We start from the raw sequence: 25,540 nt of genomic DNA on the forward strand, positions 1-25,540 counted from the left end.
GTCTAATAAGGCTTTAATTGATTTGCAGGAGGTTTATTGATGTCTACTAGATTGTTTATCGTACGGCATGGTGAAACGTTATGGAATAGGCAAAAGAAAATTCAAGGTGCAAGTGATACTGAACTTTCCGATGAGGGAGTGAAGCAAGCTTATTTGTTGTCTCAAAGATTAAAAAATGAATTTATAGATGTGATTTTTTCCAGTGATTTAGATAGAGCATATAAAACAGCAACTTTTATTGCAAAAAACTTTAACTTAGATGTCATAAAATTGCCAGAGCTTAGAGAAATATCGTTTGGCGTGTGGGAAGGGCTTACAGTAGACGAGATAGAAAAATCCTATAAAGAATTGTATCATACATGGAAAACTAATCCACCAGAAGCCATAATTGAAGGTGCTGAGACGTTAAAAGCTGTGCAAGAGAGGATATTGAATGTCACGAATAAAATCGTAGAACAATATAAAAATAAAAATATACTAATCGTGTCGCATGGAACAACAATCAAGGCTTTAATTTTAGGCATGCTAAATTTGGATTTAAGCTTTTATCCTAAGATAAGACAAGACAATACAGCATTAAACATAATAGATGTAAAAGATGATGGAAATTGCGTTTTAGTTCTGCTGAACGATACATGTCATTTAAGGAGCGATAACAATTGAAAAAAGTCTTTGTAGTTGGCTGTGGTCCTGCAGGAATGATGGCTGCCATAATGAGTTCTCTAAAAGGCAATGAAGTTATAATTTTTGAAAAAAACGATAGACCAGGGAAAAAGCTCATGATAACCGGAAAAGGCAGATGTAATATAACAAATTCAGCATCAATAAAAGAATTTATTGAAAACACGCCAACAAATGGCAAATTTCTTTATAGTGCTTTAAATAGTTTTTCTAATGCTGATTTAATTGATTTTTTCAACAAGAATGGTTTAATGACTAAAGTTGAAAGAGGGGGAAGGGTATTTCCTGTTTCAGATAAAGCTATTGATGTACTGGATGTCCTTTTAAAGCTTATTAAAGAAAATCATATTGAAATTAGATTCAATAGCAAAGTTACTGATATTCTAACTGATGGGTCAAGCGTCAAAGGAATAATTGTCAATGGCAAAAAGGAATTTTGTGATAGTTTAATATTGGCACCTGGCGGAAAATCTTATCCTTCTACAGGTTCAACAGGGGATGGATATGATATGGCAAAAAAATTGGGCCACAGAATAATAGAACCGCATCCAGCATTAGTGCCTCTTGTAACCTTCGAAGATGTCAGTGAAATGATGGGATTAACACTTAAAAACATCAATGCTAAATTGTGTATAGATGGTAAATTAGTCAGAGAAGAATTTGGCGAAATGTTGTTTACACATTTTGGATTATCAGGTCCTGTAATATTGACATTAAGCAGCTTTTTTAAAAGTGTTGAAAGTGGAGATGTTGTAATAAAGCTTGATTTAAAGCCGGCTTTAAGTCACGAGAAGCTGGATGAAAGGCTGCAAAGAGATTTTAAAAAATATTCTAAAAAAGAGTTGAAGAATTCTTTGAATGATTTGCTTCCGCGTTCATTGATACCTTATGTGATAAAGGTGAGCTCTTTAAATCCTGACAAAAAAGTTTCAGAATTATCAAAAGCGGAACGAGGCGCTTTAGTAAATGTTATGAAAGATCTTGTGTTTCATATAAAATCTAAGCGATCTATAAATGAGGCCATAATCACTTCTGGAGGGATAAGCACTAAAGAAATAAATCCTAAGACAATGGAATCGCGGCTTATTAAAGGACTTTTTTTTGCGGGTGAAATAATTGATGTAGATGCATTGACTGGCGGTTTTAATCTTCAAATTTCTTTTTCTACCGGCTATTTAGCAGGAATAAATTCTTGAAAATAAACCTTCTTTGCATTTTCTTATATATTTTGCATAAAATATATAAGAATGCATAAGGAGGATTATTATGGGAAAAAGAGTCAAAAAGTCGGCACGTGTATATTATTTAAGCTTCGACAATATAGTCGCCTTTTTTGTCATATTGGGCTTTTTAACTATGGTAGTGACTCAAGTATTAATGTTAAATGATAACATTAGGGTTTTTTTAAATTCCACAGAAAAAATCGAAGGTATAAACATAAATACATATCTATCAAATGATGGAACTTTGGAATTGGAATTAATTAATTTGGATAAGGCACCAAAAGCTTTTATATTAATAAACGGAGATCCAAAGTATAGCTTTAAGGAGAAAAAATTAAAAATTAACATAAAACAAGGCGATCTTATTGAAATGGATGGAACAAACTACAATCAAACATTGTATGTTAAAGTGATTGATTCAAGCGACAATGTAATAGAACCACAGAGGACAGCAGTTATAAAAGTCAACGGCGATATAGAAGTCATTGGTAGAGTAAGATTGAGATGATATTGTTATAACACGATTTTTACTATATAATTTATAAAGAAAGAAAAACGGAAAGGAGATTGATGTCTTATAAAAGCCATTAGAGGAGCAATAACAACTGAAAATACTAAAGAAGCTATTTTTCGTGATACAATTTCTCTAATTGATGAAATTTTTCGCATCAATAAGATAAAAAGCAGTGATGTCATATCTATCTTCTTTACTGCAACAAAAGACATTGATGCTGCTTACCCCGCAGAAGCCTTAAGACATAATGGAATTTCAGATATTCCAATGATGTGTTTCCAAGAAATGAACGTAAAGAAAAGTCTTGAGAAATGTATCAGAACCGTAGTGTTCATTAATTGTGAAGATGATAAAGAAGTTAAGCACATATACATGAAAAATGCTAAATTATTGCGGTTGGACTTGTTAAATATTAAAGTTGCAATTGATGGACCGGCTGGTGCAGGGAAAAGTACAGTTGCTAAGGAATTGGCAAAAAAACTTAATTTTACTTACATAGATACAGGAGCTATGTATAGAGCTTTGACATATAAAGCGATAATTGAAAATATCAATGTAGAAAATAGAAATAAAATAGTTGAACTGGCTTCTAAGATTGATATTGAGTTAAAAAATGATAAGGTATTGTTAGATGGAATAGATGTTACAAATGAGATCAGGACACCATCGATTTCTGAGAAAGTATCATATATTTCAATGATACCAGAGGTAAGGGAAATAATGGTAAAGTTGCAAAAAAGGTTGTCAGATAAGGGCAGCGTTGTGATGGACGGTAGGGATATAGCGACAGTCGTCATGCCAGATGCGCAGTTTAAATTCTTTTTGACTGCCAGTCCTGAAGTTAGGGCAATGCGTAGATACAACGAACTGACAAGCAAGAAAATACCTGTTAAATATGATGATATATTAAATGATATACGAAAAAGAGATAAGAATGATACCGAAAGGGATGTTGCCCCATTAAAAAAAGCTGATGATTCTATTGTGATTGACACTACAAACATGAGTATTGATGAAGTAGTAAGCAAAATGTACAATATTATAGCCAATGGGTAAAGGGGGTATCTCATGTTTTATTATATAGCCAAATACATCGTTCTTTTTATTATAAATATAATTTTCAGAATAGAGGTAGATGGCTACGAAAATATTCCTGCTAATGGACCTGTAATTATCTGCCCTAATCATATAAGCTTTTTAGATCCACCGATTGTTGGCGCCATTTTTACCAGAAGAATTTTTTTTATGGCAAAGGCTGAGCTTTTCAAAAATCCGTTATTTAGATTTGTATTAAACAAAGGATTAGGCGCTTTTCCAGTGAAAAGAGGCACATCAGACTTAACTGCTATAAAAATTGCTTTAAACCATTTGAAAAAAGGACATGCCATTGGTATTTTCCCAGAAGGAACCAGAAGCAAAACTGGCCAATTGCAAAAAGCCGAGCCTGGTGTATCGCTTTTATCAGTAAAAGGGAAAGCACCTGTATTGCCGGTCGGGATAAAGTCGAATTATAAACTTTTCTCAAAAGTAACAATAAAGATTGGTAAACCTATTTATTTTGAAGAGTATCAAAATATGCACTTAACATCTCAAGATATGGCGAATATTGGTGAAAAGATTATGCTGGAAATTTCAAAGTTAATTTAGGAGGAAACAATGAAAATATTGATAGCTGACAACGCAGGATTTTGTTTCGGCGTAAAAAGAGCAGTCAAAATGGCCTATGATCAAGTAAATAATGGCGATGATTTTAAGACTTATGCTTACGGTGAGCTTATTCATAACCCGCAAGTTGTAAAAGACCTTGAAAACAAAGGGATTAAGACGATAGAACACATCGATGAATTGGATGAAAATAGCAAGATACTTATTAGAACACATGGTATACCAGAAAAAATATATGAGGAATTAAAAAAGAAAAAAGTGGAAATCATTGATATGACTTGTCCTTTTGTAAAAAGAGTTCAAAAAATAGTCAATGGATACTATAAAAAAGGATATTCTATTGTTATAATAGGTGATAGAAATCATCCGGAAGTTGTAGGTGTAAATGGATGGTGTAATAATTCAGCTTATGTTATCCAATCAATCGATGATGTAAATTCATTGCCTTTTTTAGATAAAGCCTGTGTTGTTGCACAGACAACCATAACGCAAAAAATGTGGGAAGATATTTTGGCTTTGTTGCGTCTTAAAGCCAAAGAATTAATATCATATAATACAATATGCGATGCCACCAACAAAAGGCAATCATCTGCTGAAAAAATATCCAAAGAAGTAGATATGATGATCGTCATAGGTGGAAAAAATAGCTCTAATACGCAAAAATTAAAAAAAATATGTGAAAAGAATTGTGATAAAACTATACAAATTGAGAATGCTGATGAGATTGATTTGATTATTCTAAAAGACGTTGAAACAGTTGGCATTACTGCTGGTGCATCTACGCCAGATTATTTAATACAAGAAGTTGTTGATAAGATTACAAGTGGAAGAAAGGGAGAATAAAAATGGATGATTTTATGAATGAATACACTTTTAATGAAATTCATACTGGTGATATAGTAAAGGGTAAAATCATTAAAATACTTAACGAGGGAATTATAGCAGATATAGGATATAAATCTGATGCATTTGTCCCTAAATCGCAATTGTCCCTTAATCCTAACATAAGAATAAACGATGATTTTAATGTAGGAGATGAAATCGATCTATATATAATAAAAAGAGAAGATGAGAATGGCGATGTTTTGGCTTCAAAAGTAAAAGCAGATACTGAATTAGCTGAAGAAAGATTAAATACATCATTTAAAAATGGAGATATATTAAATGGCAAAATAATTGAAGTAGTAAAAGGTGGTGTTATTGCAGAAGTATTAGGAGTTAAGGCATTTATACCAGCATCACAACTTGATATGCATTATGTAGATGATTTAAATTCATATATAGGAGAAAAAATTGAAGTAAAAATCATTGATTATATTCCAAACAAAAAATTAGTTGCATCGAGGAGAATTGTTTTGGAAGAAGAAAAAAGCAAAAAGAAAGAAACATTGCTAAAGACCATACGAGAAGGTCAAGTTATCAACGGCGTAGTAAGATCAATTGCAAAGTTTGGTGTTTTTGTCGATTTAGGTGGTATTGATGGTTTGATTCCATTAAGAGAGATTTCTTGGAGTAAAAATGTGAATATAAATGATGTGTTGCATGTTGGCGATAGAGTAGATGTTTATGTTGATAAAATAGATCAAGAAAAAATAACGCTGAGTTTGAAAAAGCTTTTTCCGGATCCATGGATGAATATTAATGAGAAATTTAGGATTGGAGATATTGTATTAGGCATTATAACAAATGTGACTACATTTGGTGCTTTTGTGGAGATTTCCGAAGGGTTAGAAGGATTAGTACACAAAAATGATTTAATAAAAAATGTCAGAGAATACAAAATAGGGGACCAAATTACAGTTGAAATAATTAGCTTTGACTCAGAAAAGAAAAAGTTAAGTCTCAAAGAAGTTGAAAAAAACAGTGAATCTTATGATTTAGAAAGAGAAGAATTAAATGTAACAATTAAAGACAGAATACAAAACATAAATAATTATTCATAGGTGTTATGTAAAATACCTTGACAAAAGACAAAAATCTGATAAAATTTATCTTATTGAATATCTACTTTTAAAATGCGAGGAGGCAAGATAAAAGAATGAATGCTTTGGGTCGCCACATATTGGCAGAGATTTATGGTTGCGATGAAAATGTTCTTGATGATTGCGAATTAATAGAAGACATAATGGTAAAAGCAGCTATAGAAGCAGGTGCCGAAGTCCGTGAAGTTGCTTTCCATAAATTTAGCCCCCAGGGCGTTAGTGGAGTCGTTGTTATTTCTGAATCACATATAACAATTCATACTTGGCCGGAATTAGGGTATGCAGCTGTTGATGTGTTTACGTGTGGAGATAATGTAAATCCGTGGAATGCGTGCAATTATTTAACTAAGATGTTGAAGGCGAAGAATATGACTGCTACTGAAGTAAAAAGAGGGGTTTTCGAACAACCTGTCAAAGTTGTAAATATGTAATTTGCAAAAAAATTATTTTATGTATATTTGATGATTTATGTGTTAATAATATTAATGAACCTCACAAAATACATTGAGACCCCCTTTACATCATTTGAGTGGCTAAGTTTAGCCACTTTTTTTATCATGGTTAGACACTTGGAGGTGTACTTGATTTGAATTATGACGAATTTTTGCAGAAAATATTTAATTTAACAGGTATAGATTTATCTCTTTATAAAGAAAAACAAATGAAGAGAAGAGTCGATTCATTTATAGCAAATAACAATTGTAAAAATTACGATGTTTTTTATGAGACATTAACTAAAGATACGAAAATTTATAGAGAGTTTTTGAAATATATTACGATAAATGTGACAGAGTTTTTTAGAAATTTAGAACAATGGATGATTTTAAAGAATGAAATATTGCCTAAGATTGTAAAAAAGAACATGAAGATTTGGAGTGCTGCTTGTTCTACAGGTGAAGAAGCATATAGTCTTGCTATGTTGCTTTCAGATTTTATAGATTTAAGGGAAATTAATATCATCGCTACTGATATTGACGACGCAGTTCTTGAGAAAGCAAAAAAGGGTATTTATAATAATAAAAGTGTTGAAAAAATTCCAGAAGAATATATGAAATATTTCACCAAATTAGATGAAAATAATTTTGTTATTTCTGAAGAGTTGAGAAAAAATATTGTGTTTAAAAAGCACAATTTATTACTTGATAAATATCCTGATGGCGTAGATTTGATTGTATGTAGAAATGTATTAATATATTTTAATGATAAAGCTAAAGAAGATATTTATAAAAAATTTTATTCTAGCTTAAGTTCAGATGGAATTCTTTTTGTAGGAAGCACAGAACAAATCATTTTTCCTTATAAATATAATTTTGCTCCAATAAAAACTTTTTTTTACAGAAAAATTTCTAAATGAAATCGAGTTTAAATTTGCATTGCTCTTATAGTATAATATTATTTGAATTAGAATAAGCCTTTATAGTAAATGCAATTATAAGCATTTGCCATAGATTTTAGTTTTGCGGAGGTATGCGTCTGATGAGTGAAAGAAAAGAAATTATAGTCACAGAAGAAGACATAAAAAAACAAAAAGATATAATAAATCAAATGGCTATTTTAAATAAGGATAGATATTTAAAATTTCACATAGAAACATATGGATGTCAAATGAATGTCCATGATTCAGAGAAATTGGCTGGCATGTTAACAGAGATGGGATACCAAAATACTGATAATTTAGAGGATGCTGATGTCATACTTTTTAATACTTGCTGTGTCAGGCAACATGCAGAAATAAGGATCTTTGGAAGAGTATCTCAGCTTAAAGAGCTTAAACAGAGAAAACCTAATATTATCTTAGGCATCTGCGGATGTATGATGCAAGAAAAAGAAGTTGTTGAGGCAATCAGAAAGGATTATCCATATATTGATATGGTTTTTGGGACACATAATTTGTTTAAATTCCCAGAACTTTTACAAGAAGCGCTAAATTCCGATACGACGATTATAGATGTTTGGGATGATAATAGCAATATTATAGAAGATATACCTATAAGGCGTGCAGAAGGTTTAAAGGCGTGGGTAAATATTATATATGGATGCAATAATTTCTGTACGTATTGTATTGTGCCATATGTCCGTGGCAGAGAAAAAAGCAGAGAACCTAATGACATATTAGATGAGATAAAATCATTAGCCGATGAGGGGTTTAAAGAAATAACTTTGCTTGGTCAGAATGTAAATTCTTATGGCAATGATTTATCGCAAAAGGTAGATTTTGCCGATCTTTTGTATATGATAAATGACATAAATGGCATAGAGAGAATCAGGTTTATGACTTCACATCCAAAAGATATTTCTGATAAATTAATTTTTGCCATGAGGGATTTAGACAAAGTATGCGAACACTTACATCTACCTGTACAGTCTGGAAGCAATAGAATTCTTGAGAAAATGAATAGAAAATATACGAGAGAAAGGTATTTAGAAATAATAGAGAAACTAAGAGATAATATACCAGATATTGCAATAACAACTGATATTATAGTAGGATTTCCGGGAGAAACAGATGAAGACTTTCAGGATACATTAGATCTTGTAAAAAAAGTCAAATACGATTCTGCGTATACATTTATTTACTCAAAGCGAAAAGGGACAGTAGCAGAAAAGATGCCTGATCAAGTAGATGAAGATATTAAACATAAAAGACTTGAAGAACTGATAGAACTGCAAAATTCAATAAGCATAGAAAAAAACAATGAGATGAATGGGAAAATTGTAGAAGTATTAGTTGAAGGAATTAGCAAACGGGATAGTGATAAGCTGACTGGGAGAACGAGGACAAATAAGATTGTTCATTTCAAAGGAGAACCTAACCTAATAGGTAAATTTGTCGATGTTAAAATAATTGAAACAAAGGCGTGGACCATGCAAGGTGAGTTAATAAGTGAATAAATATAATAAAAATATTATCATGGAAAAAACGGTAGAGTTAGGAAAAAGTTTGGCAGACTCCGACATTATTAATGAATTAAGGGATGCAGAGATCGCATTTTTAAATGATAAAAAGGCACAATTGCTTCTTTCAAAGATAAAAGAGCATGAGAAAAAGGGGCATCAGGGAGTTGAGTTAAAATATCTTAAAGAAGAACTATTTGAATTAGGCAGTTATAAAAGGCTATTAAATGCACAAAAAGCTTCTAAAGAGTTGATGGCCGAGATAAACAGCATATTAAATTTTTATATAAATGGTGTAGACCATAAATGCGATAAAGATTCTTGTGCGAATTGTCATAGGCATTGCGTAAAATGAGTTTTGACTTATCCATAAAATTGGAGGTAGTTTTAATGTCATATACTCCTATGATGGAACAATATTTAAAAATAAAAGAGAAGTACAAAGATTCGATTTTGTTTTTTCGAATTGGTGATTTTTATGAAATGTTTTTTGATGATGCGGTAATTGCATCTAAAGAATTGGAAATAGTTTTGACAGGCAAAGATTGTGGACAAGAAGAAAGAGCACCAATGGCTGGAGTGCCGTTCCATGCCGCGGATTTTTATATAGATAAATTAGTCAAAAAAGGATATAAAGTCGCCATTTGCGAACAACTGGAGGATCCTGCCTATGCCAAAGGATTAGTAGAAAGAGATGTCATACGAGTTTTTACTCCAGGTACTGTAATAAACACAAATTCTTTGGAGGAAAAAAGCAATAATTACCTTTTGTCTATATTTAAAGAAGGAGACGGCTATGGATTGTCTTTTGTTGATGTGTTGACAGGAGAACTATTTGTAACACAAATTACAAAGTGTAACGACATAAGAAAAATATACGATGAAATAATGAGATACAGTCCTTCTGAAATAATAGCAAATAGCGATTTTTTTGAATTAAAGAAATTAATTAAAATTTTACATTCAAGTAAAGTTTTTATAAACAAATATGAAAAAGTATTAAACAATGCAGAAGATGTAATAACAGGCCAATTTCACAGGTCGCTCAAAGATTTAAAATTAGAAAGGAAAAAATATGCAATTAAATCTTTAGCATCTGTTCTTTTGTACTTAAAAGAAATGCAGAAGGTTGAATTAAGTCAATTAAACAATTTAATTTATTATGAAGATAATTCTTTCATGTTACTTGATAATAACACAATAAGAAATTTGGAGATCATATATTCAATAAACAGAGATCATTCTAAAAGTGGAACTTTACTCAGTGTATTAGATCAAACTGTTACACCTATGGGAGGAAGATTACTTAAAAGATGGTTAGAAGAACCTTTAATAGATGTAGAAAAAATCAATTATCGATTGGATTCTGTTTCAGAATTATACAATGATTATAAAGGACGATCGGATATTAGAGATATTTTAAAGGGGATTTATGATTTAGAAAGGCTTTCTAGTAAATTGGTTTATCAAAATATAAATGCAAAAGATCTTTTGTCTATAAAGATCTCAATTGAAAGGCTTCCTAAGTTAAAACAATTGCTTAATAAGTATAACTCTAATTATTTGAAGGAAATATTTACTAAGTTAGATACATTACAAGACATACATGATTTAATCGATAAATCAATTAAAGATGATCCATCTTCTAATGTGAAGGAAGGAAATATCATAAAGGATGGATTTGATAAAAATATTGATGAATTAAGAAGAGCATCTATAGACGGTAAATCATGGATAGCAAACCTTGAAGCATACGAGAAAGAAAAAACCGGCATAAAAACATTAAAAATCGGCTATAACAAAGTATTTGGTTACTATATTGAAGTGTCAAAATCATATATATCGTCTGTTCCAGAAAATTATATTAGAAAGCAGACACTTGCTAATGCTGAGAGATATATTACTCCAGAACTTAAAGATATAGAAGAAAAAATTCTCGGTGCAGAAACAAAGCTTGTAGAGCTGGAATATGAAATATTTGACAGTATAAGAGAGCAGATAAAAAATGAGATATATCGAATACAGATGACGTCCAGGCATATAGCTATTTTAGATGTACTCGTTTCTCTGGCGACGGTGGCAGAAACAAATAATTATGTTAAGCCGGTGGTAAATGGCAGTGACAGGATTGTAATAAAAGATGGAAGACACCCAGTAATTGAAACGATTATGGATGACTCTTTTATATCAAATGATATCGAAATTGATGGCAAAAAACCTATCATGATTATAACAGGGCCAAATATGGCGGGAAAATCTACTTACATGCGTCAAGTTGCATTGATTGTCTTAATGGCTCAAATTGGCAGCTTTGTTCCTGCATCTTATGCTGAAATAGGCGTTGTCGATAGGATCTTTACAAGAGTAGGTGCATCTGATGATTTGTTTTCTGGGCAAAGTACTTTTATGGTGGAAATGAATGAGGTATCATTAATATTAAATTCTGCCACAAAAAACAGTTTAATTATACTTGACGAGGTTGGACGTGGCACAAGCACTTATGACGGTATGAGCATAGCATGTGCTATTCTTGAATACATTCATGACAAAATAAAGGCCAAAACGATGTTTGCAACACATTATCATGAATTGACTAATTTAGAAGATAAGCTAGATGGAATTAAAAATTATAACATCTCTGTTGAAGAGACGGATGATGAAATAATTTTTTTACGAAAGATAATACCTGGTGCAGCAGATAAAAGCTATGGCATTCAGGTTGCAAAGTTAGCTGGATTGCCAGACGAAGTCGTTCAGAATGCGAAAAAAATATTAAATAATTTAGAGAATAGTGACTTAGAAGTGGCCACTACATTTATGCCTACTCAAATTGATATATTCAGCTTAGAGAAAGAGACATTGATAGAAGAAATAGTAGGTTTAGATATAGAAAATATTACACCTATACAAGCTTTAAATTATTTATACGATTTAAAGAAAAAAGCCGTTTCATTAAGGATGTGATCTCAATGAATAAAATCAACCTTTTAGATGATGAGTTGATAAATAAAATTTCGGCCGGGGAAGTTGTTGAAAGGCCAATGTCTATAGTTAAAGAACTTGTAGAAAATTCAATAGATGCAGATAGTAAGAACATTACTATTGAAATAATAGATGGTGGAATACCTTACATAAAGGTTTTAGATGATGGTTGCGGTATGAATGAGATTGATGCTGTTTTAGCTTTTGGGCGTCATGCTACGAGCAAGATAAAGTCGACAGATGATCTTTTTAACATAGGAACATTAGGGTTCCGCGGTGAAGCCTTAGCAAGCATTGCAGCTATATCAAAAGTTTTGTTAAAAACTAAGGAAGAAAATTCTCTGTATGGAACTTTAATTAATGTTGAAGGTGGAAAAATTTTAAAAAAGGCAAAGTGCGGGTGCGAGAAGGGTTGTAGCGTTGAAGTAAAAGATGTGTTTTACAATACACCAGCAAGGAGAAAGTTTTTAAAGCGACCATCCACAGAGGCAATGTATATAACAGATATGGTAGCTAAAATTGCCCTTTCAAGGCCAGACATATCATTTAAATACATAAAGGATAAAAGAATGGAATTTATGACGTCCGGAAATAATTCTGTCAATGAAGTTATTTTAAGGCTTTATGGTGATGAATTGTATTCAAATTTGATAGAGACTGAGTACAATGATGAATATATGAATATAAAAATATTTTTATGTAAGCCTTCATATACAAGAGGAAATCGCAACATGCAAATTTTATTTGTCAATGGAAGGTTTGTAAAAAATAAGATTTATACAACTGCTGTTGAAGAAGCATATAAAACATTGATTCCAGTAAATAGATATCCTGTTGTGATCACGTATTTAAATATTGATCCTAAAAATATAGATGTAAATGTTCATCCAACAAAATTAGAAGTTAAATTTTCTGACGAAAAGGAAATTTTTGACTCAATATACAAAAGCATAAAAAATGCTTTAAATAGATCAAATCTAATTCCAGCTATTCGACATGATATGTTTACATATACAGATATTCCAGAAAACAAAGTAGAAGAAAAATCTAATCCAAAACAGCTTAATATAATAGAAGAAGAATCGACTAATAAAATAATAGAAGTCTATCCAAATAACAAAAGTTTTATATCCAATGTAAAGGAAAGCAGCGAAAAGGCTTATTTTGACTACAATGATGTCAATGCCTTAAAGACTGAAAATACGCACATAGAAAATTTTAATACATTGCCTGATGATCATGATGATTATAAAATCGTCGGTGTGATTTTTTCAACTTATATAGTTGTAGAAAAAAACGATATGATATACTTAGTGGATCAACACGCCGCGCATGAAAGGATATTGTATGAAAAGTTTATGAACATGTATAATAATGTTCAGGGGAAGCAGACAACTATACCCATTCTGATAAATATCGAACCTGGCGATGATGTTATAATAAATGAAAATATAGAATTATTCAATAAATTAGGTTATAAATTTGAAAGCTTTGGAAATAATTCAATTATATTAAGAGAAGTGCCAGTTGTATTAGGCCAGCCAGAATCAAGGCAACTATTCATTGACATAATTGATAAATTGAAAAGAGATGATTTTAATAAAGACATTAATTTAAAAGAGGAAACAATAATAATGATGGCTTGCAAAAAGGCAGTTAAAGCAATGGACAGTTTATCAAAAGAGGAGATTAGCTCTTTATTTAATGATTTGAAAGTTACTGAAAATCCATATACGTGTCCACATGGACGTCCAGTAATTGTATCGATAAAAAAATATGAATTAGAAAAAATGTTTAAAAGAATCATGTAGAGGTGTTTCAATGGCAATACCATTATTAATAATCGTAGGGCCAACTGCTTCAGGAAAGTCAAAATTATCTGTAGAAATTGCTAAATTTTATAATGGTGAAATAATATCTGCTGATTCGATGCAGATATATAAATATATGGATATCGGAACTGCCAAAATAACAAATGAAGAAAAACAAGGCATACCACATTATATGATAGATATAGTTGAACCAAACGTTAAATTTAGTGTCGCTGAATACGAGAAAATGGCTAAATCGCTGATAGATGATATTTTTAAGAGAGGAAAGCTGCCAATTGTTGTAGGCGGTACAGGTTTATATGTGAATTCATTGATTTACATAATGAATTTTTCAGAGTATATTGGCAATGATGATTTTAGATCTGCCCTAAAAAATATAGCATCTGTTTTAGGCAATGAATATTTATTTGAAAGATTAAAGATGGTTGACCCTAAAACTTATTCTAAACTTCATCCAAATGATTTAAGAAGAGTCATTAGAGCTTTAGAGGTTTACCAATTTACAGGAATACCAATTTCTGTTTACCAGGAATTAAGCAATAAACGCGTCAATCCAGACTACAATGCCGTAATGGTAGGCTTAAATTACAGAAATAGAGAAACTTTGTATAAAAAAATTGATGATAGAGTAGATACAATGATAAAAAATAATTTAATAGATGAAGTGGTAAATTTGCTAAAAATAGGGTATAATAAGTATGGTACGTCTATGCAGGCTTTAGGGTATAAAGAAATTATAGAATATTTGGAGGGAAAAGTTTCATTAGAAGAAGCAATTGCTGATCTAAAAATGAAGACAAGGAGGTATGCAAAAAGACAGATAACATGGTTTAAAAGTTATGAAACCATAAATTGGTTTTATGTTGATGATTATAGTAGCTTTGAAGATCTTGAAAAAAATATTATTTCTTTTTTAGCAGGAAAATTAAAATTTAAGTAGAATATAAATAATTATTAACAACAATAGAAGGGGGATGGCTATATGAATCAAAAAACAGCTATCAATTTACAGGATATTTTTTTAAATCAGGTAAGAAAAGAACATATTGCTGTAACAGTTTATCTGATTAATGGCTTTCAATTAAAAGGCATGGTTAAAGGTTTTGACAATTTTACGGTTGTTTTGGAAACAGATAATAAACAACAGCAGCTTATATACAAACACGCTGTTTCTACAATAACGCCTTTAAAGCCAGTAATTTTTACAACGACTGAGAAGGATGAAAAGCAGCAATAATGTAAGAAAACGCAAAAACAGTATTAGAATAGCTAATACTGTTTTTAAATATTGGAGGTATATGCTTATGAAAATTGGATTTATAGGAACCGGCAATATGGGGACAGCTTTAATTAACGGCTTAATAAATTCTGATTTTGTCACTGCGAATGATATATATGCTTATGATGTTTCATATGACAAACTTTTAAAATTAAAGGATGAATTAAGCATAAACATATCTAAAAGCAATGTCGATGTGACAAATGAGTGTGATGTTATTATTCTAGCAGTAAAGCCAAATTTATATGATAGCGTATTGGAAGAAATAAAAAATGATGTAGATGAAAATAAAATTATTATTATAATTGCTCCTGGAATTAGTATCGATCACGTGAAGAGTATTTTAAAGAAAGGAAAAATAGTGCGTACGATTCCTAATACACCGGCTTTGATTGGAGAAGGTATTACAGCTATATCTTATCCTGAAGATATGTCTTCTCGTGATAAAGAAATAGTTGAGAAAATATTCAAATCTTGCGGGGAGATAGTTGAGATAAAAGAAAATTTAATAGATGCGGCAATGGCAATATCAAGCTGTAGCCCAGCTTACGTGTACATGTTTGTTGAAGCTTTATCTGACGCAGGTGTATCGTTGGGGTTGCCAAGAGATGTAGCCTACAAATTGTCTTCAAAAGCTGTTTCAGGTTCTGGTAGTATGGTTTTAAAGACGGGTTTTCATCCTGGCTATTTGAAAGATATGGTTACATCACCGGCTGGAACTACAATACAAGGTGTCAGGACTTTGGAAAAGTACGGATTAAGGAGTGCAGTTTTTGAAGCTGTAATTTCATCTTTTGAAAAAGTAAAGGGAAACAAACAATGATGAGTATTCCTGAGGTTATTATATATACTGATGGTGCTTGTAGTGGCAATCCTGGTCCAGGTGGCTGGGGAGCAATTTTGATTTATAAAGATACAGTAAAAGAAATATCAGGCTACGAAGAAAATACCACTAATAACAGAATGGAATTGACAGCCGCTATAGAAGCCTTAAAAATGCTAAAAAGGCCTTGCAAGGTAAATTTATATAGCGATAGCAGCTATTTAATAAACGCATTCAATCAAAAATGGATAGACAATTGGTTAAAAAAAGGCTGGATTAAGTCTGATAAGACTCCTGTGGAAAACAAAGATCTATGGCTTAAATTATTAGACTTATCATCTATACATCATATTAAGTGGATCAAAGTTAAAGGCCATGCTGATAATGAATACAATAATAGATGTGATAAATTGGCCACTGATGAAATAAAAAAGCATCAGATTAGCATAGCAAAATAATTTTTTTTAAATCAAAACCCAATTATACGAAATAGTTATTTCGTATAATTGGGTACATATAAAGTAAAGTTTATAGAGGTGAATTTTTTGTATGTTTATCTCAACTAAAGATAATTTAGAATTACCTCCTATTCTCGAAGAATTTTTAAACTATTTCTCTACTATAAAAGCTAGATCACCTAATACTGTTAAAGCTTATTTATACGATTTAATTTTGTTTTTCAGATTTATAAAGGTTAGAAAAAATCTCTGCTCTGATTCGGATTTTGACAACATCGATATTAGTGATGTTGATATCTCTCTCATTGAGTCGATCGATTTAAATGACCTGTATGCCTTTTTATCCTTTGTCACACATGAGAGATCTAATACTCCTCCAGCCCGTGCTCGCAAAGTTGCAAGTCTAAGGTCTTTTTATAATTATCTGTACGCAAAAAGAAAAGTAATAACAAAAAATCCTGCTTTGGAATTAGAATCACCTAAGCTGGGCATTAGACAACCTGTATATTTAACATTAGATGAAAGCGTAAAATTATTAAACTCTATTGATGGAGAATTTAAAGAAAGGGATTATGCTATAATAACCTTATTCTTAAATTGTGGGCTTAGACTTTCAGAATTAGCAAATATAAACATTAGCGATATTAAAGATGATAAACTTACAGTTATCGGTAAAGGAAATAAACAGCGGACTGTTTACCTTAATGATGCGTGTATAAATGCCATAAACGATTATTTAAAAGTTAGACCGCATGACGGCGTTAAGGACAAAAAGGCATTGTTTTTAAGCAAAAGATTGCAAAGGATAAGCATTAAGACTATACAATACATTGTCAAAAAACACTTAAAAGACGCTAATCTCGATGGTAAAAAGTATTCTACTCATAAACTTAGACATACAGCAGCGACACTTATGTACAGGTATGGAAAAGTTGATATTAGGACATTGCAAAGGTTATTAGGACATTCCAATGTATCAACAACGCAGATATATACGCATGTTGACGATAGTCAACTGAGAGATGCTGTAAGCAAGAATCCCCTCTCTGAATTGAATATTGACAACAAGAACTAATGTTTGATTTAATTATACCTTTGTGTTATAATAAAGAAAAGTTTGGAGGGGTCTAATTGTGAAAGATGCATCTAAAATAAGCATTAAACAGCAAGAGATAATTGATTTCATAAAGAGTGAGATTAAACGCAAAGGATACCCACCATCAGTTAGAGAAATTGGGAAAGCTGTGGGTTTGCGTTCTACATCAACAGTCCATGGTCACTTGTCACGCCTTGAGAAAAAAGGTTATATAAGAAGAGATCCAACAAAACCAAGAGCTATTGAGGTTTTAAGCAATGATGAAAAGTATATAAGCGACGTTGTAAAGCTACCTGTCATTGGTAAGGTCACTGCTGGAACTCCCATATTAGCTATTCAAAATATTGAGGAGTATTATTCTGTGCCGAGAGATCTTATTACAGGTTATGAAAGCGAAAGTTTTATTTTAAAAGTTCGCGGAGAAAGTATGATAAATGCAGGCATATTAGACGGTGATTACATCATAATTAGAAAGCAGTCATATGCAGACAACGGCGATATTGTAGTAGCTTTGATCGAAGATGAGGCAACTGTGAAAAGATTTTATAAGGAAAACAATCATATAAGGCTGCAGCCTGAAAATCCTTCAATGAACCCTATAATTGTAGACGATGTGATGATTTTAGGAAAAGTGGTTGGAGTAATAAGAAAGCTCAAATGAATCATCGTTTGAGCTTTCTTAAATTAGATTTTGATGAATCCTTTCTCTATCATATTGTTTATAGCAATCATAAGGCTAAGCTTTACTTGGTAATACGATAAACCACCCTGTACATAAGCTGTATATGGTTTCCTAATAGGAGCATCAGCACTTAATTCAATAGATGAACCTTGAATAAACCCACCTGCAGCCATAATGACTTGATCATCGTATCCTGGCATATCCCATGGTTCAGGAACCACATGTGAATCGACAGGAGAACCTTTCTGAATGCTCTGAATGAAAGTGATCAACTCTTCTTTTGTTTTAAATCTAATTGCCTGCACAATATCTGTTCTTAATTCATTGAATTTTGGCAAAACTTCGTAGCCCAACATTTCCATTATTTTAGCCAAAATTATAGCTCCTTTTAGTGCATTGCCAACAACCAAAGGTGAAAAAAATAATCCTTCTAACGTTAAACGATTTGTATTCAGTGTAGGCCCCACCTTCTTCCCTATTCCAGGTGCAAATAATCTGTATGCCGCTTTTTCAACAAGCTCTTTCTTTCCTGCAACATAACCACCTGTAGGAGATAGCCCACCTCCAGGATTTTTTATCAGAGAGCCTGCAATCAGATCTGCTCCAACATCTGTTGGTTCCAAATCCTCTGTAAATTCTCCATAACAATTATCTACAAATACAATTATATCTCTCTTTTTGTCTTTCAATTTTTTAATCACAAATTCAATATCGTTAATAGAAAGCGAATACCTAAAGTCATATCCTTTTGATCTTTGTATCATAACCATTTTGGTTTTACTTGTAACTTCGCCTATAAGTTTTTCAACGTCGATTTTTCCGTTTTTTAAAAGAGGGACTTCTTTGTATATAATTCCTAAATCTGTGAGAGAACCATTGTTGCTATTGCTTCCCTTCCCTATTATATCAATAAGAGTATCATATGGTGTTCCACAAGCCGATATTAGCTCATCATTTGGTCTTAATACACCATAAAGACATAGAGATATGGCATGTGTTCCAGAAACTATTTGAGGCCTTACTAAAGCGTCTTGTGCGTTAAATATGTCAGAATATATTTTTTCTATTGTATCTCTTCCTATGTCGCCATAACCATATCCGGTTGTTCCATTAAAATGTATATCGCTTAAATGATTCTTTTGCATTGCATACAATACTTTGTATTGATTTTTTTCTACGATCTTATCAACTTTTTTAAACTCATCTTTGACGTCATTTTCTGCTTTTTCAAGCAAAAAAATAACATCTTTAGAGATGTTAAACTTTTCTTCAAGTATGTTTCCCGACATATTCTCAATCCTCTCTAATATCAATAGAATCAATTATCATCAAATCATCTTTTGTTATTGTTTTTTTATTTATTATCCTCACAGCTTGTTTTCTTATAGCTCTTTCAATTATGTTTCTAACCAATCTCGCATTTCCTATTTCTCTTGTAGTATTGTCATTAATTAAAACTTTCATTATTTTTCTTTTTGCGCTGTCTGTTAGTACATATTGCCTATTCTTCGTCATTAATTCTGCAATCCGCAACAACTCATCTATAGTGTAGTCAGGAAAATCAATTTGTATAGGAAATCTAGATCTTAAACCTGGGTTGGTGTTTAGAAAATATTCCATTTCATCTCTATAACCCGCCAAAATCAAGACAAACTGATCTTTGTAATCTTCCATTGCTTTGACTAAAGTATCAATCGCTTCTTTGCCAAAGTCCTTTTCTCCACCTCTGGCCAATGAATAAGCTTCATCGACAAATAATATTCCACCTAATGCTTTTTTTACATTTTCTTGTACCCTATGAGCCGTATGCCCTATGTATTCGCCAACTAAATCGGCTCTTTCTACTTCTACCACGTGCCCTTTGTTAAGGACTCCAATGCCTTTCAGAAGTTTACCCAATATTCTTGCAACGGTTGTCTTCCCAGTGCCAGGATTTCCCTTAAACACCATATGTAAAACTATTGGATCCGTCACTAATCCTGCATTTTTTCTCTTAATTTGAACCTGCTCTAAAGCATATAATTCATTTATTATTTGTTTTACTTTGTTAAGGCCGATTAAAGAGTTTAATTCTTTTAATGCTTCTATCTCAAGGCTTTTATCTCTTTCTATATTTTTATTGTCATCAGATTTTGCTTTTTTGTCAATCTTATAATTTTCAAAGTTTACAGACCATATACTCATGATAATCACATCCCAATACATTGTTTTCGCTAATACTATCTTATGATATTGGGATGTGAAATGTTCATACTGTTTATTATGGGCGAATTCTGGACAGCGTTCTTGGAAATGGTATGCATTCTCTCACATGTTCTGTATTAGTTATCCATGCGACTGTTCTCTCTATACCAAGTCCGAACCCGGAATGTGGCACTGTGCCATATTTTCTCAAATCAAGATACCAATTGTACATATCAATAGGTAAATTTTCTTCTTTCAGTCTCTTTAACAACAAATCATAATCATGAATACGCTGACTACCTCCAATAATCTCACCATAGCCTTCAGGCGCAAGCAAATCTGCACATAGCACTACTTCAGGTCTATCTTCTTTCGGCTGCATGTAAAAGGCTTTGCATTCAGCAGGGTATTCAGTTATGAAGACAGGTTTATCAAATTGATTTGACAAGAATGTCTCGTCTGGTGAACCCAAGTCATTACCCCACTGGATCTCATAACCATTTTTATTCAAAAGTTCAATTGCTTCATCATATGTCAAGCGTGGAAAAGGAGTTTTGATTTTTTCCAGCTTACTTAGATCCCTTCCAAGTTCTTTTAATTCCCTTGAACAGTTTTCTAATACAGATTGAACTATGTATTCCACCAACTTTTCTTGAACTTCCATATTGCCATAATGATCGACAAAAGCCATTTCAGGTTCAACCATCCAGAACTCATTTAAGTGCCTTCTCGTTTTTGATTTCTCAGCTCTAAATGTTGGTCCAAAGCTGTACACCTTACCAAATGCCATGGCAGCAGCTTCTTGATACAACTGGCCAGTTTGCGAAAGATAAGCATTTTCGCCAAAATAATCTATTTGAAAAAGATCCGAAGTTCCCTCGCAAGTAGATGGTGTTATGATTGGTGAGTCAATTCTCACAAAATCATTGTTATTTAAAAATTCCTGTATTGCCCTTATTACTTCATGGCGAACAGACAAAATTGCCTGCTGTCTTGGTGTTCTGATCCAAAGGTGTCTATTGTCTAATAAAAAATCTATTCCATGTTCTTTTAATGAAATGGGATAATCATTAAAAGCCATTTGTACTAAATCTACATTTTTGATTGTAAGTTCAAAACCGAATGGAGATCTTTCATCTTTTCTCACAATTCCAGAAACCGATATAGAAGACTCCTGTGTCAGTTTGTCGCAAAGTTCAAAGACATTTTCGTCTACTTCGTTTTTTACAACTATGCCCTGAACAAATCCAGATCCATCACGGATTATTAAAAATTTAATTTTCCCGCTGGATCTTTTATTGTATAGCCATCCATTAATTGTAACTTCTTCCCCCACATGATCTTTCATTTCATTTATTTTTATCAGATTCATATTTACGCCTCCTATCACGTAAATTATAACATAATTATTTTTATACTTCTATACTGACTTCTACGTCTTCAATGTGATTTGCATTAAGCAACGGTTTAACCACATTCTCTATGTACTCTACCGTCTGGTTTATAGCTCTTCCAGTAAATTTGATGGGATTTATAATATTATCAATCTCTGTGTCTGACAAGGTTATTCTTTCATCTTCTTTTAACAAATCTAATAGCTGATTTTCTCCACCGTTTTTAATAATTTCCTGAGCCTTTAACGAATTTTCACGTATGACTTCATGCAACTCTTGTCTATCTCCACCTTTTACAACACATTCCATTAGAATTGCTTCAGTAGCCATAAACGGCAGTTCATTCATTACATGCTTGTTAATTATTTTGGCATTCACTTCTAATCCAGACGCGACATTTAAATATAAATTTAAAATAGCATCAGTTGCAAGAAACATCTCTGGTATTACGATTCTTCTATTGGCAGAATCATCAAGCGTTCTTTCAAACCATTGTGAAGATGATGTAATTGATGAATTAAGCAGTGACGTAATAACGTATCTTGAAAGTGATGCTATCCTTTCACATCTCATAGGATTTCTTTTATATGCCATTGCTGATGAGCCAACTTGTTTTTCTTCAAATGGTTCTTCTATTTCTTTTAAATGCTGCAACAATCTTATATCATTGCTAAATTTGTGTGCGCTTTGAGCTATTTCACTTAAAACAGAAAGAAGCAAAAAGTCATATTTCCTTGTGTAAGTTTGACCAGTTACGTCAAATGATTTGTCAAAGCCCATCTTTTCTACTACAAGCTTATCAAGCAGCTTTACTTTTTCTTCATCGCCATTAAACAACTCCATGAAACTTGCTTGTGTTCCTGTTGTTCCTTTTACACCTCTTAGCTTTATGTTTTTAAGCCTATATTCAAGATCTTCGTAGTCAAATATCAAATCTTGAATCCATAGAGTAGCTCTTTTTCCGACAGTTGTCAACTGAGCTGGTTGAAAGTGAGTAAAACCCAATGTAGGTACATCTTTATATTTTAAGGCAAAATCTGAAAGTACCTCAATTAGCTTAAGCAACTTTTTTCTGATTATCTGGAATCCTTTATACATAAGTATAATATCTGTATTATCATCCACAAAAGCAGATGTTGCTCCTAAATGTATAATCGGCTTTGCTTTTGGGCACTGCAGACCATATGCTCTAATATGTGCCATGACATCATGGCGAAGTTCTTTTTCCAATCTCTTAGCATCTTCGTAATTTATATCTTCAACATGTTTTTCCATCTCTTGTATTTGTTCATCGGTAATATTAAGCCCTAATTCTTTTTCGCTTTTTGCTAAAGCGATCCATAATTTTCTCCAAGTCTTAAATTTCTCATCATCTGAGAATATTTGAGACATTTCTTTGCTTGCATAACGTGTTATCAATGGATTTTCATATAGATTTGACATAATTACCTCCGCTTTTTAAAAATTTGTTAATAAATTTTCTATTCTATTAAAACCTTCTTCAATATTGCTCATCGATGTTGCATATGAAACTCTAATATAATTATCATTGCCAAATGGAAGACATGGTATTACAGCAACTTTAGCTTTTTCTAAGAGAAAATTAGCGAAATCAATGGAGCCATTTATTTTTGTTCCATATATTTCAGTCCCAATAAAATTACTGATATTGATAATTATATAAAATGCGCCATCTGGTGTGATAGCCTTTAAACCATCTATTTTATTTATTCTTTGAAGCATGTAATCCCGTCTTCTCTTAAATTCAACAACCATAGCTTTGATCGTCTCATCGCCTTGATTTAGTGCTGCAACACTGGCATATTGAGCTATCGTATTAGGATTTGATGTAGTATGACTTTGGATATTGTTAATTAGTTTAGCGATCTCAGGATTTGATACAGAATATCCAATCCTCCATCCTGTCATTGAATAAGCTTTTGACATGCCATTTATTATAATTGTCAAATTTTTTATTCCTTCATTAAAAGAAGCAATGCTGACATGTTTTCCACTGTAAATTAATTTTTCATAGATTTCATCAGAAATTACATAAATATTATATTTTACGGCTAAAGATGCTATATTTTTCAATTCATCTTCATTATAAACTGCCCCAGTAGGATTATTTGGGCTATTTATAATAATTGCCTTTGTCTTATCGCTTATTGCTTCTTCTAATTGTGCCGCAGTAATTTTAAAATTATTGCTTTCTGCAGTATCAATAAAAACTGGAATACCGCCGGCTAACTTAACCATTTCAGGATAGCTAAGCCAATAAGGAGAAGGAATTATGACTTCGTCACCTTGATTTAATATAGCACATAATGTATTAAAGATTGCCTGTTTAGCACCATTTGAAACTACTATTTGAGAAACATCATAAGATAAATTATTGTCTCTTTTTAACTTTTGTACTATTGCTTCTTTTAGCTCCAAAATACCTGAAGTAGGTGTATATTTTGTATAACCTTCTCTTATAGCACTAATTGCTGCTTCTTTTATATAATCAGGTGTATCAAAATCAGGTTCTCCTGCTCCAAAACCGATCACATTTATTCCTGACTTTTTCATCCTATTTGCTTTGGCGGTAATATCCAATGTCAGTGAAGGACTAATGCTAAGAGCCTTGTCCGATAATCTCATATTTCCACCTCCTACAGTATATCTATTATTTTAACTTATTTTTGATATTATTTCTACTATTTAATACTTTCTTTAAGTTTTAATACATATTCGTAATCAAGCTTTACTGTACCCAACAGATATTTTCCATCTACATCAATTCCATGAAAATCCGAACCACCAGTTATCAACAAATTGTTTTCTATGGCAAAATTTTTAAAAAACTCTATATCATCTTTGTCGTGTTTCGAATGATATACTTCGATGCCTTTTAAACCATTTTCGATAAGATGGCTTATAATTTTTTTATCTTTAAGAAGACCTGGATGCGCCAATACAGGTATGCCACCAATATCTTTTATCATTTTAATTGATTCAAATGGATGAAGCCTATATCTTTCAACATAAGCTGGTTGCCCTTCACCAATATATCTGTCAAAAGCTTCTTTTACGCTTTTTGAATAACCTGCCTCAACTATAGCCCTTGCAATATGAGGTCGCCCTATATAAGATTCTTTGGCGTATTTTAGTACATCATCATAATTTATGTTAACACCAATTTCATTAAGCTTTTGGATTATAAGTTTTGCACGAGAAATTCTGGAATCTCTAATTTCTACCAATCTTCTTAAAAAATCTTCATTATTGTGATCGATAAAATATCCAAGTATGTGTACATCTTGTTTTCCATCAAATGAGTTAAGCTCAATTCCAGGGATTATTTCTACGTCGAAAATTTTTGAGGCATGTATTGCTTCATCAATGCCTTCCAACGTATCATGATCGGTAATAGCAATAATACTTAAACCGGCTTTTTTTGCCAAGTGTACTACTTCTTTTGGTTTATGTGTTCCATCTGATTTAGTAGTATGTATGTGCAAGTCGCCAAACATTTATTTCCACTCCTAATGTTAAACTAAAAACAACCTGTTTTGCAGGTTGTTTATCTTGGTTCTACGATCAACTTAATGGCTGTTCGTTCTTCTCCATCGATTTCAATGTCTGTAAAGGCCGGTATGCAAATTAAATCGATACCACCAGGTGCAACAAAACCTCTTGCTATAGCTACTGCTTTTATTGCTTGATTTAATGCACCTGCTCCAATTGCTTGTACTTCTGCTCCACCGCGTTCCCTGAGTACACCAGCTAGTGCACCTGCTACTGAGTTTGGATTAGACTTTGCTGAGACCTTTAAAACCTCCATCGTATATCCCCCTTTTAATAT

At 32.2% G+C, this 25,540-nt stretch carries 26 protein-coding genes; 19 read left to right on the top strand and 7 right to left on the bottom strand.

Annotated features, from left to right (window positions below):
* Positions 1-39: 39 nt before the first annotated feature.
* The 19 genes from GSH73_RS06890 to lexA all read left to right on the top strand — a co-directional run bounded on the left by GSH73_RS06890 (position 40) and on the right by lexA (position 18,091).
* Positions 40-663 (top strand): histidine phosphatase family protein, encoded by a 624-nt coding sequence (locus GSH73_RS06890; protein WP_014758739.1) that lies wholly within the window; start codon positions 40-42, stop codon positions 661-663.
* Positions 660-1,877, top strand: a complete 1,218-nt coding sequence (locus GSH73_RS06895; RefSeq protein ID WP_014758738.1) for a BaiN/RdsA family NAD(P)/FAD-dependent oxidoreductase — start codon at positions 660-662, stop codon at positions 1,875-1,877. Before GSH73_RS06890 ends, GSH73_RS06895 begins: the two co-directional genes overlap by 4 nt.
* Before the next feature lie 70 nt (positions 1,878-1,947).
* The gene (locus tag GSH73_RS06900; RefSeq protein ID WP_014758737.1) at positions 1,948-2,412 is read left to right on the top strand and encodes a hypothetical protein; all 465 of its coding nucleotides are present in this window, start codon (positions 1,948-1,950) and stop codon (positions 2,410-2,412) included.
* 78 nt (positions 2,413-2,490) lie between these two features.
* Positions 2,491-3,474 (top strand): (d)CMP kinase, encoded by a 984-nt coding sequence (gene cmk / locus GSH73_RS06905; protein WP_267889040.1) that lies wholly within the window; start codon positions 2,491-2,493, stop codon positions 3,472-3,474.
* A 12-nt stretch (positions 3,475-3,486) separates the two neighbouring features.
* A complete protein-coding gene (locus GSH73_RS06910) occupies positions 3,487-4,065 on the top strand; it encodes a lysophospholipid acyltransferase family protein (RefSeq protein ID WP_014758735.1) in 579 nt (192 codons plus the stop codon).
* Positions 4,066-4,074: 9 nt separating this feature from the next.
* Positions 4,075-4,926 (top strand): 4-hydroxy-3-methylbut-2-enyl diphosphate reductase, encoded by an 852-nt coding sequence (locus tag GSH73_RS06915; RefSeq protein ID WP_014758734.1) that lies wholly within the window; start codon positions 4,075-4,077, stop codon positions 4,924-4,926.
* Positions 4,927-4,928: 2 nt separating this feature from the next.
* Positions 4,929-6,026 carry a 30S ribosomal protein S1 gene (locus GSH73_RS06920; RefSeq protein ID WP_014758733.1) on the top strand — a complete coding sequence of 366 codons (1,098 nt, stop codon included), beginning with the start codon at positions 4,929-4,931 and terminating at the stop codon, positions 6,024-6,026.
* 95 nt (positions 6,027-6,121) lie between these two features.
* Entirely contained in the window at positions 6,122-6,496 is a 375-nt protein-coding gene (speD, locus tag GSH73_RS06925) for an adenosylmethionine decarboxylase (RefSeq protein ID WP_014758732.1), read from the top strand.
* 155 nt (positions 6,497-6,651) lie between these two features.
* On the top strand, positions 6,652-7,419 hold the full coding sequence (locus GSH73_RS06930) for a CheR family methyltransferase (protein WP_014758731.1): 768 nt from the start codon (positions 6,652-6,654) through the stop codon (positions 7,417-7,419).
* A 122-nt stretch (positions 7,420-7,541) separates the two neighbouring features.
* Positions 7,542-8,957 (top strand): tRNA (N6-isopentenyl adenosine(37)-C2)-methylthiotransferase MiaB, encoded by a 1,416-nt coding sequence (gene miaB / locus GSH73_RS06935; RefSeq protein ID WP_014758730.1) that lies wholly within the window; start codon positions 7,542-7,544, stop codon positions 8,955-8,957.
* Positions 8,950-9,315, top strand: a complete 366-nt coding sequence (locus tag GSH73_RS06940; protein WP_014758729.1) for a YlbF family regulator — start codon at positions 8,950-8,952, stop codon at positions 9,313-9,315. Before miaB ends, GSH73_RS06940 begins: the two co-directional genes overlap by 8 nt.
* A gap of 35 nt (positions 9,316-9,350) precedes the next feature.
* The gene (gene mutS / locus GSH73_RS06945) at positions 9,351-11,924 is read left to right on the top strand and encodes a DNA mismatch repair protein MutS (protein ID WP_014758728.1); all 2,574 of its coding nucleotides are present in this window, start codon (positions 9,351-9,353) and stop codon (positions 11,922-11,924) included.
* Between the two features lie 5 nt (positions 11,925-11,929).
* Positions 11,930-13,753 (top strand): DNA mismatch repair endonuclease MutL, encoded by a 1,824-nt coding sequence (mutL, locus tag GSH73_RS06950; protein WP_014758727.1) that lies wholly within the window; start codon positions 11,930-11,932, stop codon positions 13,751-13,753.
* Positions 13,754-13,763: 10 nt separating this feature from the next.
* Positions 13,764-14,714, top strand: coding sequence for a tRNA (adenosine(37)-N6)-dimethylallyltransferase MiaA (miaA, locus tag GSH73_RS06955; RefSeq protein ID WP_014758726.1), 951 nt, complete (start codon positions 13,764-13,766; stop codon positions 14,712-14,714).
* A 42-nt stretch (positions 14,715-14,756) separates the two neighbouring features.
* Positions 14,757-15,011, top strand: coding sequence for an RNA chaperone Hfq (hfq, locus tag GSH73_RS06960; protein ID WP_013788022.1), 255 nt, complete (start codon positions 14,757-14,759; stop codon positions 15,009-15,011).
* 67 nt (positions 15,012-15,078) lie between these two features.
* On the top strand, positions 15,079-15,876 hold the full coding sequence (proC, locus tag GSH73_RS06965) for a pyrroline-5-carboxylate reductase (protein ID WP_014758725.1): 798 nt from the start codon (positions 15,079-15,081) through the stop codon (positions 15,874-15,876).
* On the top strand, positions 15,873-16,334 hold the full coding sequence (gene rnhA / locus GSH73_RS06970) for a ribonuclease HI (protein ID WP_038068767.1): 462 nt from the start codon (positions 15,873-15,875) through the stop codon (positions 16,332-16,334). The genes proC and rnhA overlap by 4 nt, the downstream gene beginning before the upstream one ends.
* 91 nt (positions 16,335-16,425) lie before the next feature.
* Entirely contained in the window at positions 16,426-17,409 is a 984-nt protein-coding gene (locus GSH73_RS06975; protein ID WP_014758723.1) for a tyrosine recombinase XerC, read from the top strand.
* Positions 17,410-17,467: 58 nt separating this feature from the next.
* Positions 17,468-18,091 (top strand): transcriptional repressor LexA, encoded by a 624-nt coding sequence (lexA, locus tag GSH73_RS06980; RefSeq protein WP_014758722.1) that lies wholly within the window; start codon positions 17,468-17,470, stop codon positions 18,089-18,091.
* Between the two features lie 23 nt (positions 18,092-18,114).
* Here the strand turns inward: lexA and GSH73_RS06985 are convergent, their stop codons facing one another.
* The 7 genes from GSH73_RS06985 to GSH73_RS07015 form a co-directional block, all read right to left on the bottom strand.
* Complete coding sequence (locus tag GSH73_RS06985) at positions 18,115-19,401, bottom strand: methionine gamma-lyase family protein (RefSeq protein WP_014758721.1); 1,287 nt, start codon at positions 19,399-19,401, stop codon at positions 18,115-18,117.
* 4 nt (positions 19,402-19,405) lie between these two features.
* Positions 19,406-20,296 (bottom strand): stage V sporulation protein K, encoded by an 891-nt coding sequence (gene spoVK / locus GSH73_RS06990; protein ID WP_014758720.1) that lies wholly within the window; start codon positions 20,294-20,296, stop codon positions 19,406-19,408.
* Between the two features lie 76 nt (positions 20,297-20,372).
* A complete protein-coding gene (asnS, locus tag GSH73_RS06995; RefSeq protein WP_014758719.1) occupies positions 20,373-21,668 on the bottom strand; it encodes an asparagine--tRNA ligase in 1,296 nt (431 codons plus the stop codon).
* Positions 21,669-21,708: 40 nt separating this feature from the next.
* Entirely contained in the window at positions 21,709-23,133 is a 1,425-nt protein-coding gene (purB, locus tag GSH73_RS07000) for an adenylosuccinate lyase (protein WP_014758718.1), read from the bottom strand.
* A 15-nt stretch (positions 23,134-23,148) separates the two neighbouring features.
* On the bottom strand, positions 23,149-24,336 hold the full coding sequence (locus GSH73_RS07005; protein WP_014758717.1) for a pyridoxal phosphate-dependent aminotransferase: 1,188 nt from the start codon (positions 24,334-24,336) through the stop codon (positions 23,149-23,151).
* A gap of 56 nt (positions 24,337-24,392) precedes the next feature.
* Complete coding sequence (locus tag GSH73_RS07010; protein ID WP_014758716.1) at positions 24,393-25,208, bottom strand: PHP domain-containing protein; 816 nt, start codon at positions 25,206-25,208, stop codon at positions 24,393-24,395.
* Between the two features lie 50 nt (positions 25,209-25,258).
* A complete protein-coding gene (locus GSH73_RS07015; RefSeq protein ID WP_013297863.1) occupies positions 25,259-25,519 on the bottom strand; it encodes a stage V sporulation protein S in 261 nt (86 codons plus the stop codon).
* Between the last annotated feature and the right edge of the window lie 21 nt (positions 25,520-25,540).

The sequence above is a fragment of the Thermoanaerobacterium aotearoense genome (assembly GCF_009905255.1).
GTDB lineage: Bacteria > Bacillota > Thermoanaerobacteria > Thermoanaerobacterales > Thermoanaerobacteraceae > Thermoanaerobacterium > Thermoanaerobacterium aotearoense.

Coding starts and splice junctions, on each gene's coding strand:
- GSH73_RS06975 (WP_014758723.1), top strand. CDS start 16,426: ATGTTTATCTCAACTAAAGATAATTTAGAATTACCTCCTATTCTCGAA.
- spoVK (WP_014758720.1), bottom strand. CDS start 20,296: ATGAGTATATGGTCTGTAAACTTTGAAAATTATAAGATTGACAAAAAA.
- mutS (WP_014758728.1), top strand. CDS start 9,351: ATGTCATATACTCCTATGATGGAACAATATTTAAAAATAAAAGAGAAG.
- GSH73_RS07005 (WP_014758717.1), bottom strand. CDS start 24,336: ATGAGATTATCGGACAAGGCTCTTAGCATTAGTCCTTCACTGACATTG.
- mutL (WP_014758727.1), top strand. CDS start 11,930: ATGAATAAAATCAACCTTTTAGATGATGAGTTGATAAATAAAATTTCG.
- GSH73_RS06915 (WP_014758734.1), top strand. CDS start 4,075: ATGAAAATATTGATAGCTGACAACGCAGGATTTTGTTTCGGCGTAAAA.
- speD (WP_014758732.1), top strand. CDS start 6,122: ATGAATGCTTTGGGTCGCCACATATTGGCAGAGATTTATGGTTGCGAT.
- GSH73_RS06985 (WP_014758721.1), bottom strand. CDS start 19,401: ATGTCGGGAAACATACTTGAAGAAAAGTTTAACATCTCTAAAGATGTT.
- miaA (WP_014758726.1), top strand. CDS start 13,764: ATGGCAATACCATTATTAATAATCGTAGGGCCAACTGCTTCAGGAAAG.
- GSH73_RS07015 (WP_013297863.1), bottom strand. CDS start 25,519: ATGGAGGTTTTAAAGGTCTCAGCAAAGTCTAATCCAAACTCAGTAGCA.
- asnS (WP_014758719.1), bottom strand. CDS start 21,668: ATGAATCTGATAAAAATAAATGAAATGAAAGATCATGTGGGGGAAGAA.
- GSH73_RS06910 (WP_014758735.1), top strand. CDS start 3,487: ATGTTTTATTATATAGCCAAATACATCGTTCTTTTTATTATAAATATA.
- miaB (WP_014758730.1), top strand. CDS start 7,542: ATGAGTGAAAGAAAAGAAATTATAGTCACAGAAGAAGACATAAAAAAA.
- rnhA (WP_038068767.1), top strand. CDS start 15,873: ATGATGAGTATTCCTGAGGTTATTATATATACTGATGGTGCTTGTAGT.
- GSH73_RS06900 (WP_014758737.1), top strand. CDS start 1,948: ATGGGAAAAAGAGTCAAAAAGTCGGCACGTGTATATTATTTAAGCTTC.
- proC (WP_014758725.1), top strand. CDS start 15,079: ATGAAAATTGGATTTATAGGAACCGGCAATATGGGGACAGCTTTAATT.
- purB (WP_014758718.1), bottom strand. CDS start 23,133: ATGTCAAATCTATATGAAAATCCATTGATAACACGTTATGCAAGCAAA.
- hfq (WP_013788022.1), top strand. CDS start 14,757: ATGAATCAAAAAACAGCTATCAATTTACAGGATATTTTTTTAAATCAG.
- GSH73_RS06890 (WP_014758739.1), top strand. CDS start 40: ATGTCTACTAGATTGTTTATCGTACGGCATGGTGAAACGTTATGGAAT.
- GSH73_RS07010 (WP_014758716.1), bottom strand. CDS start 25,208: ATGTTTGGCGACTTGCACATACATACTACTAAATCAGATGGAACACAT.
- GSH73_RS06920 (WP_014758733.1), top strand. CDS start 4,929: ATGGATGATTTTATGAATGAATACACTTTTAATGAAATTCATACTGGT.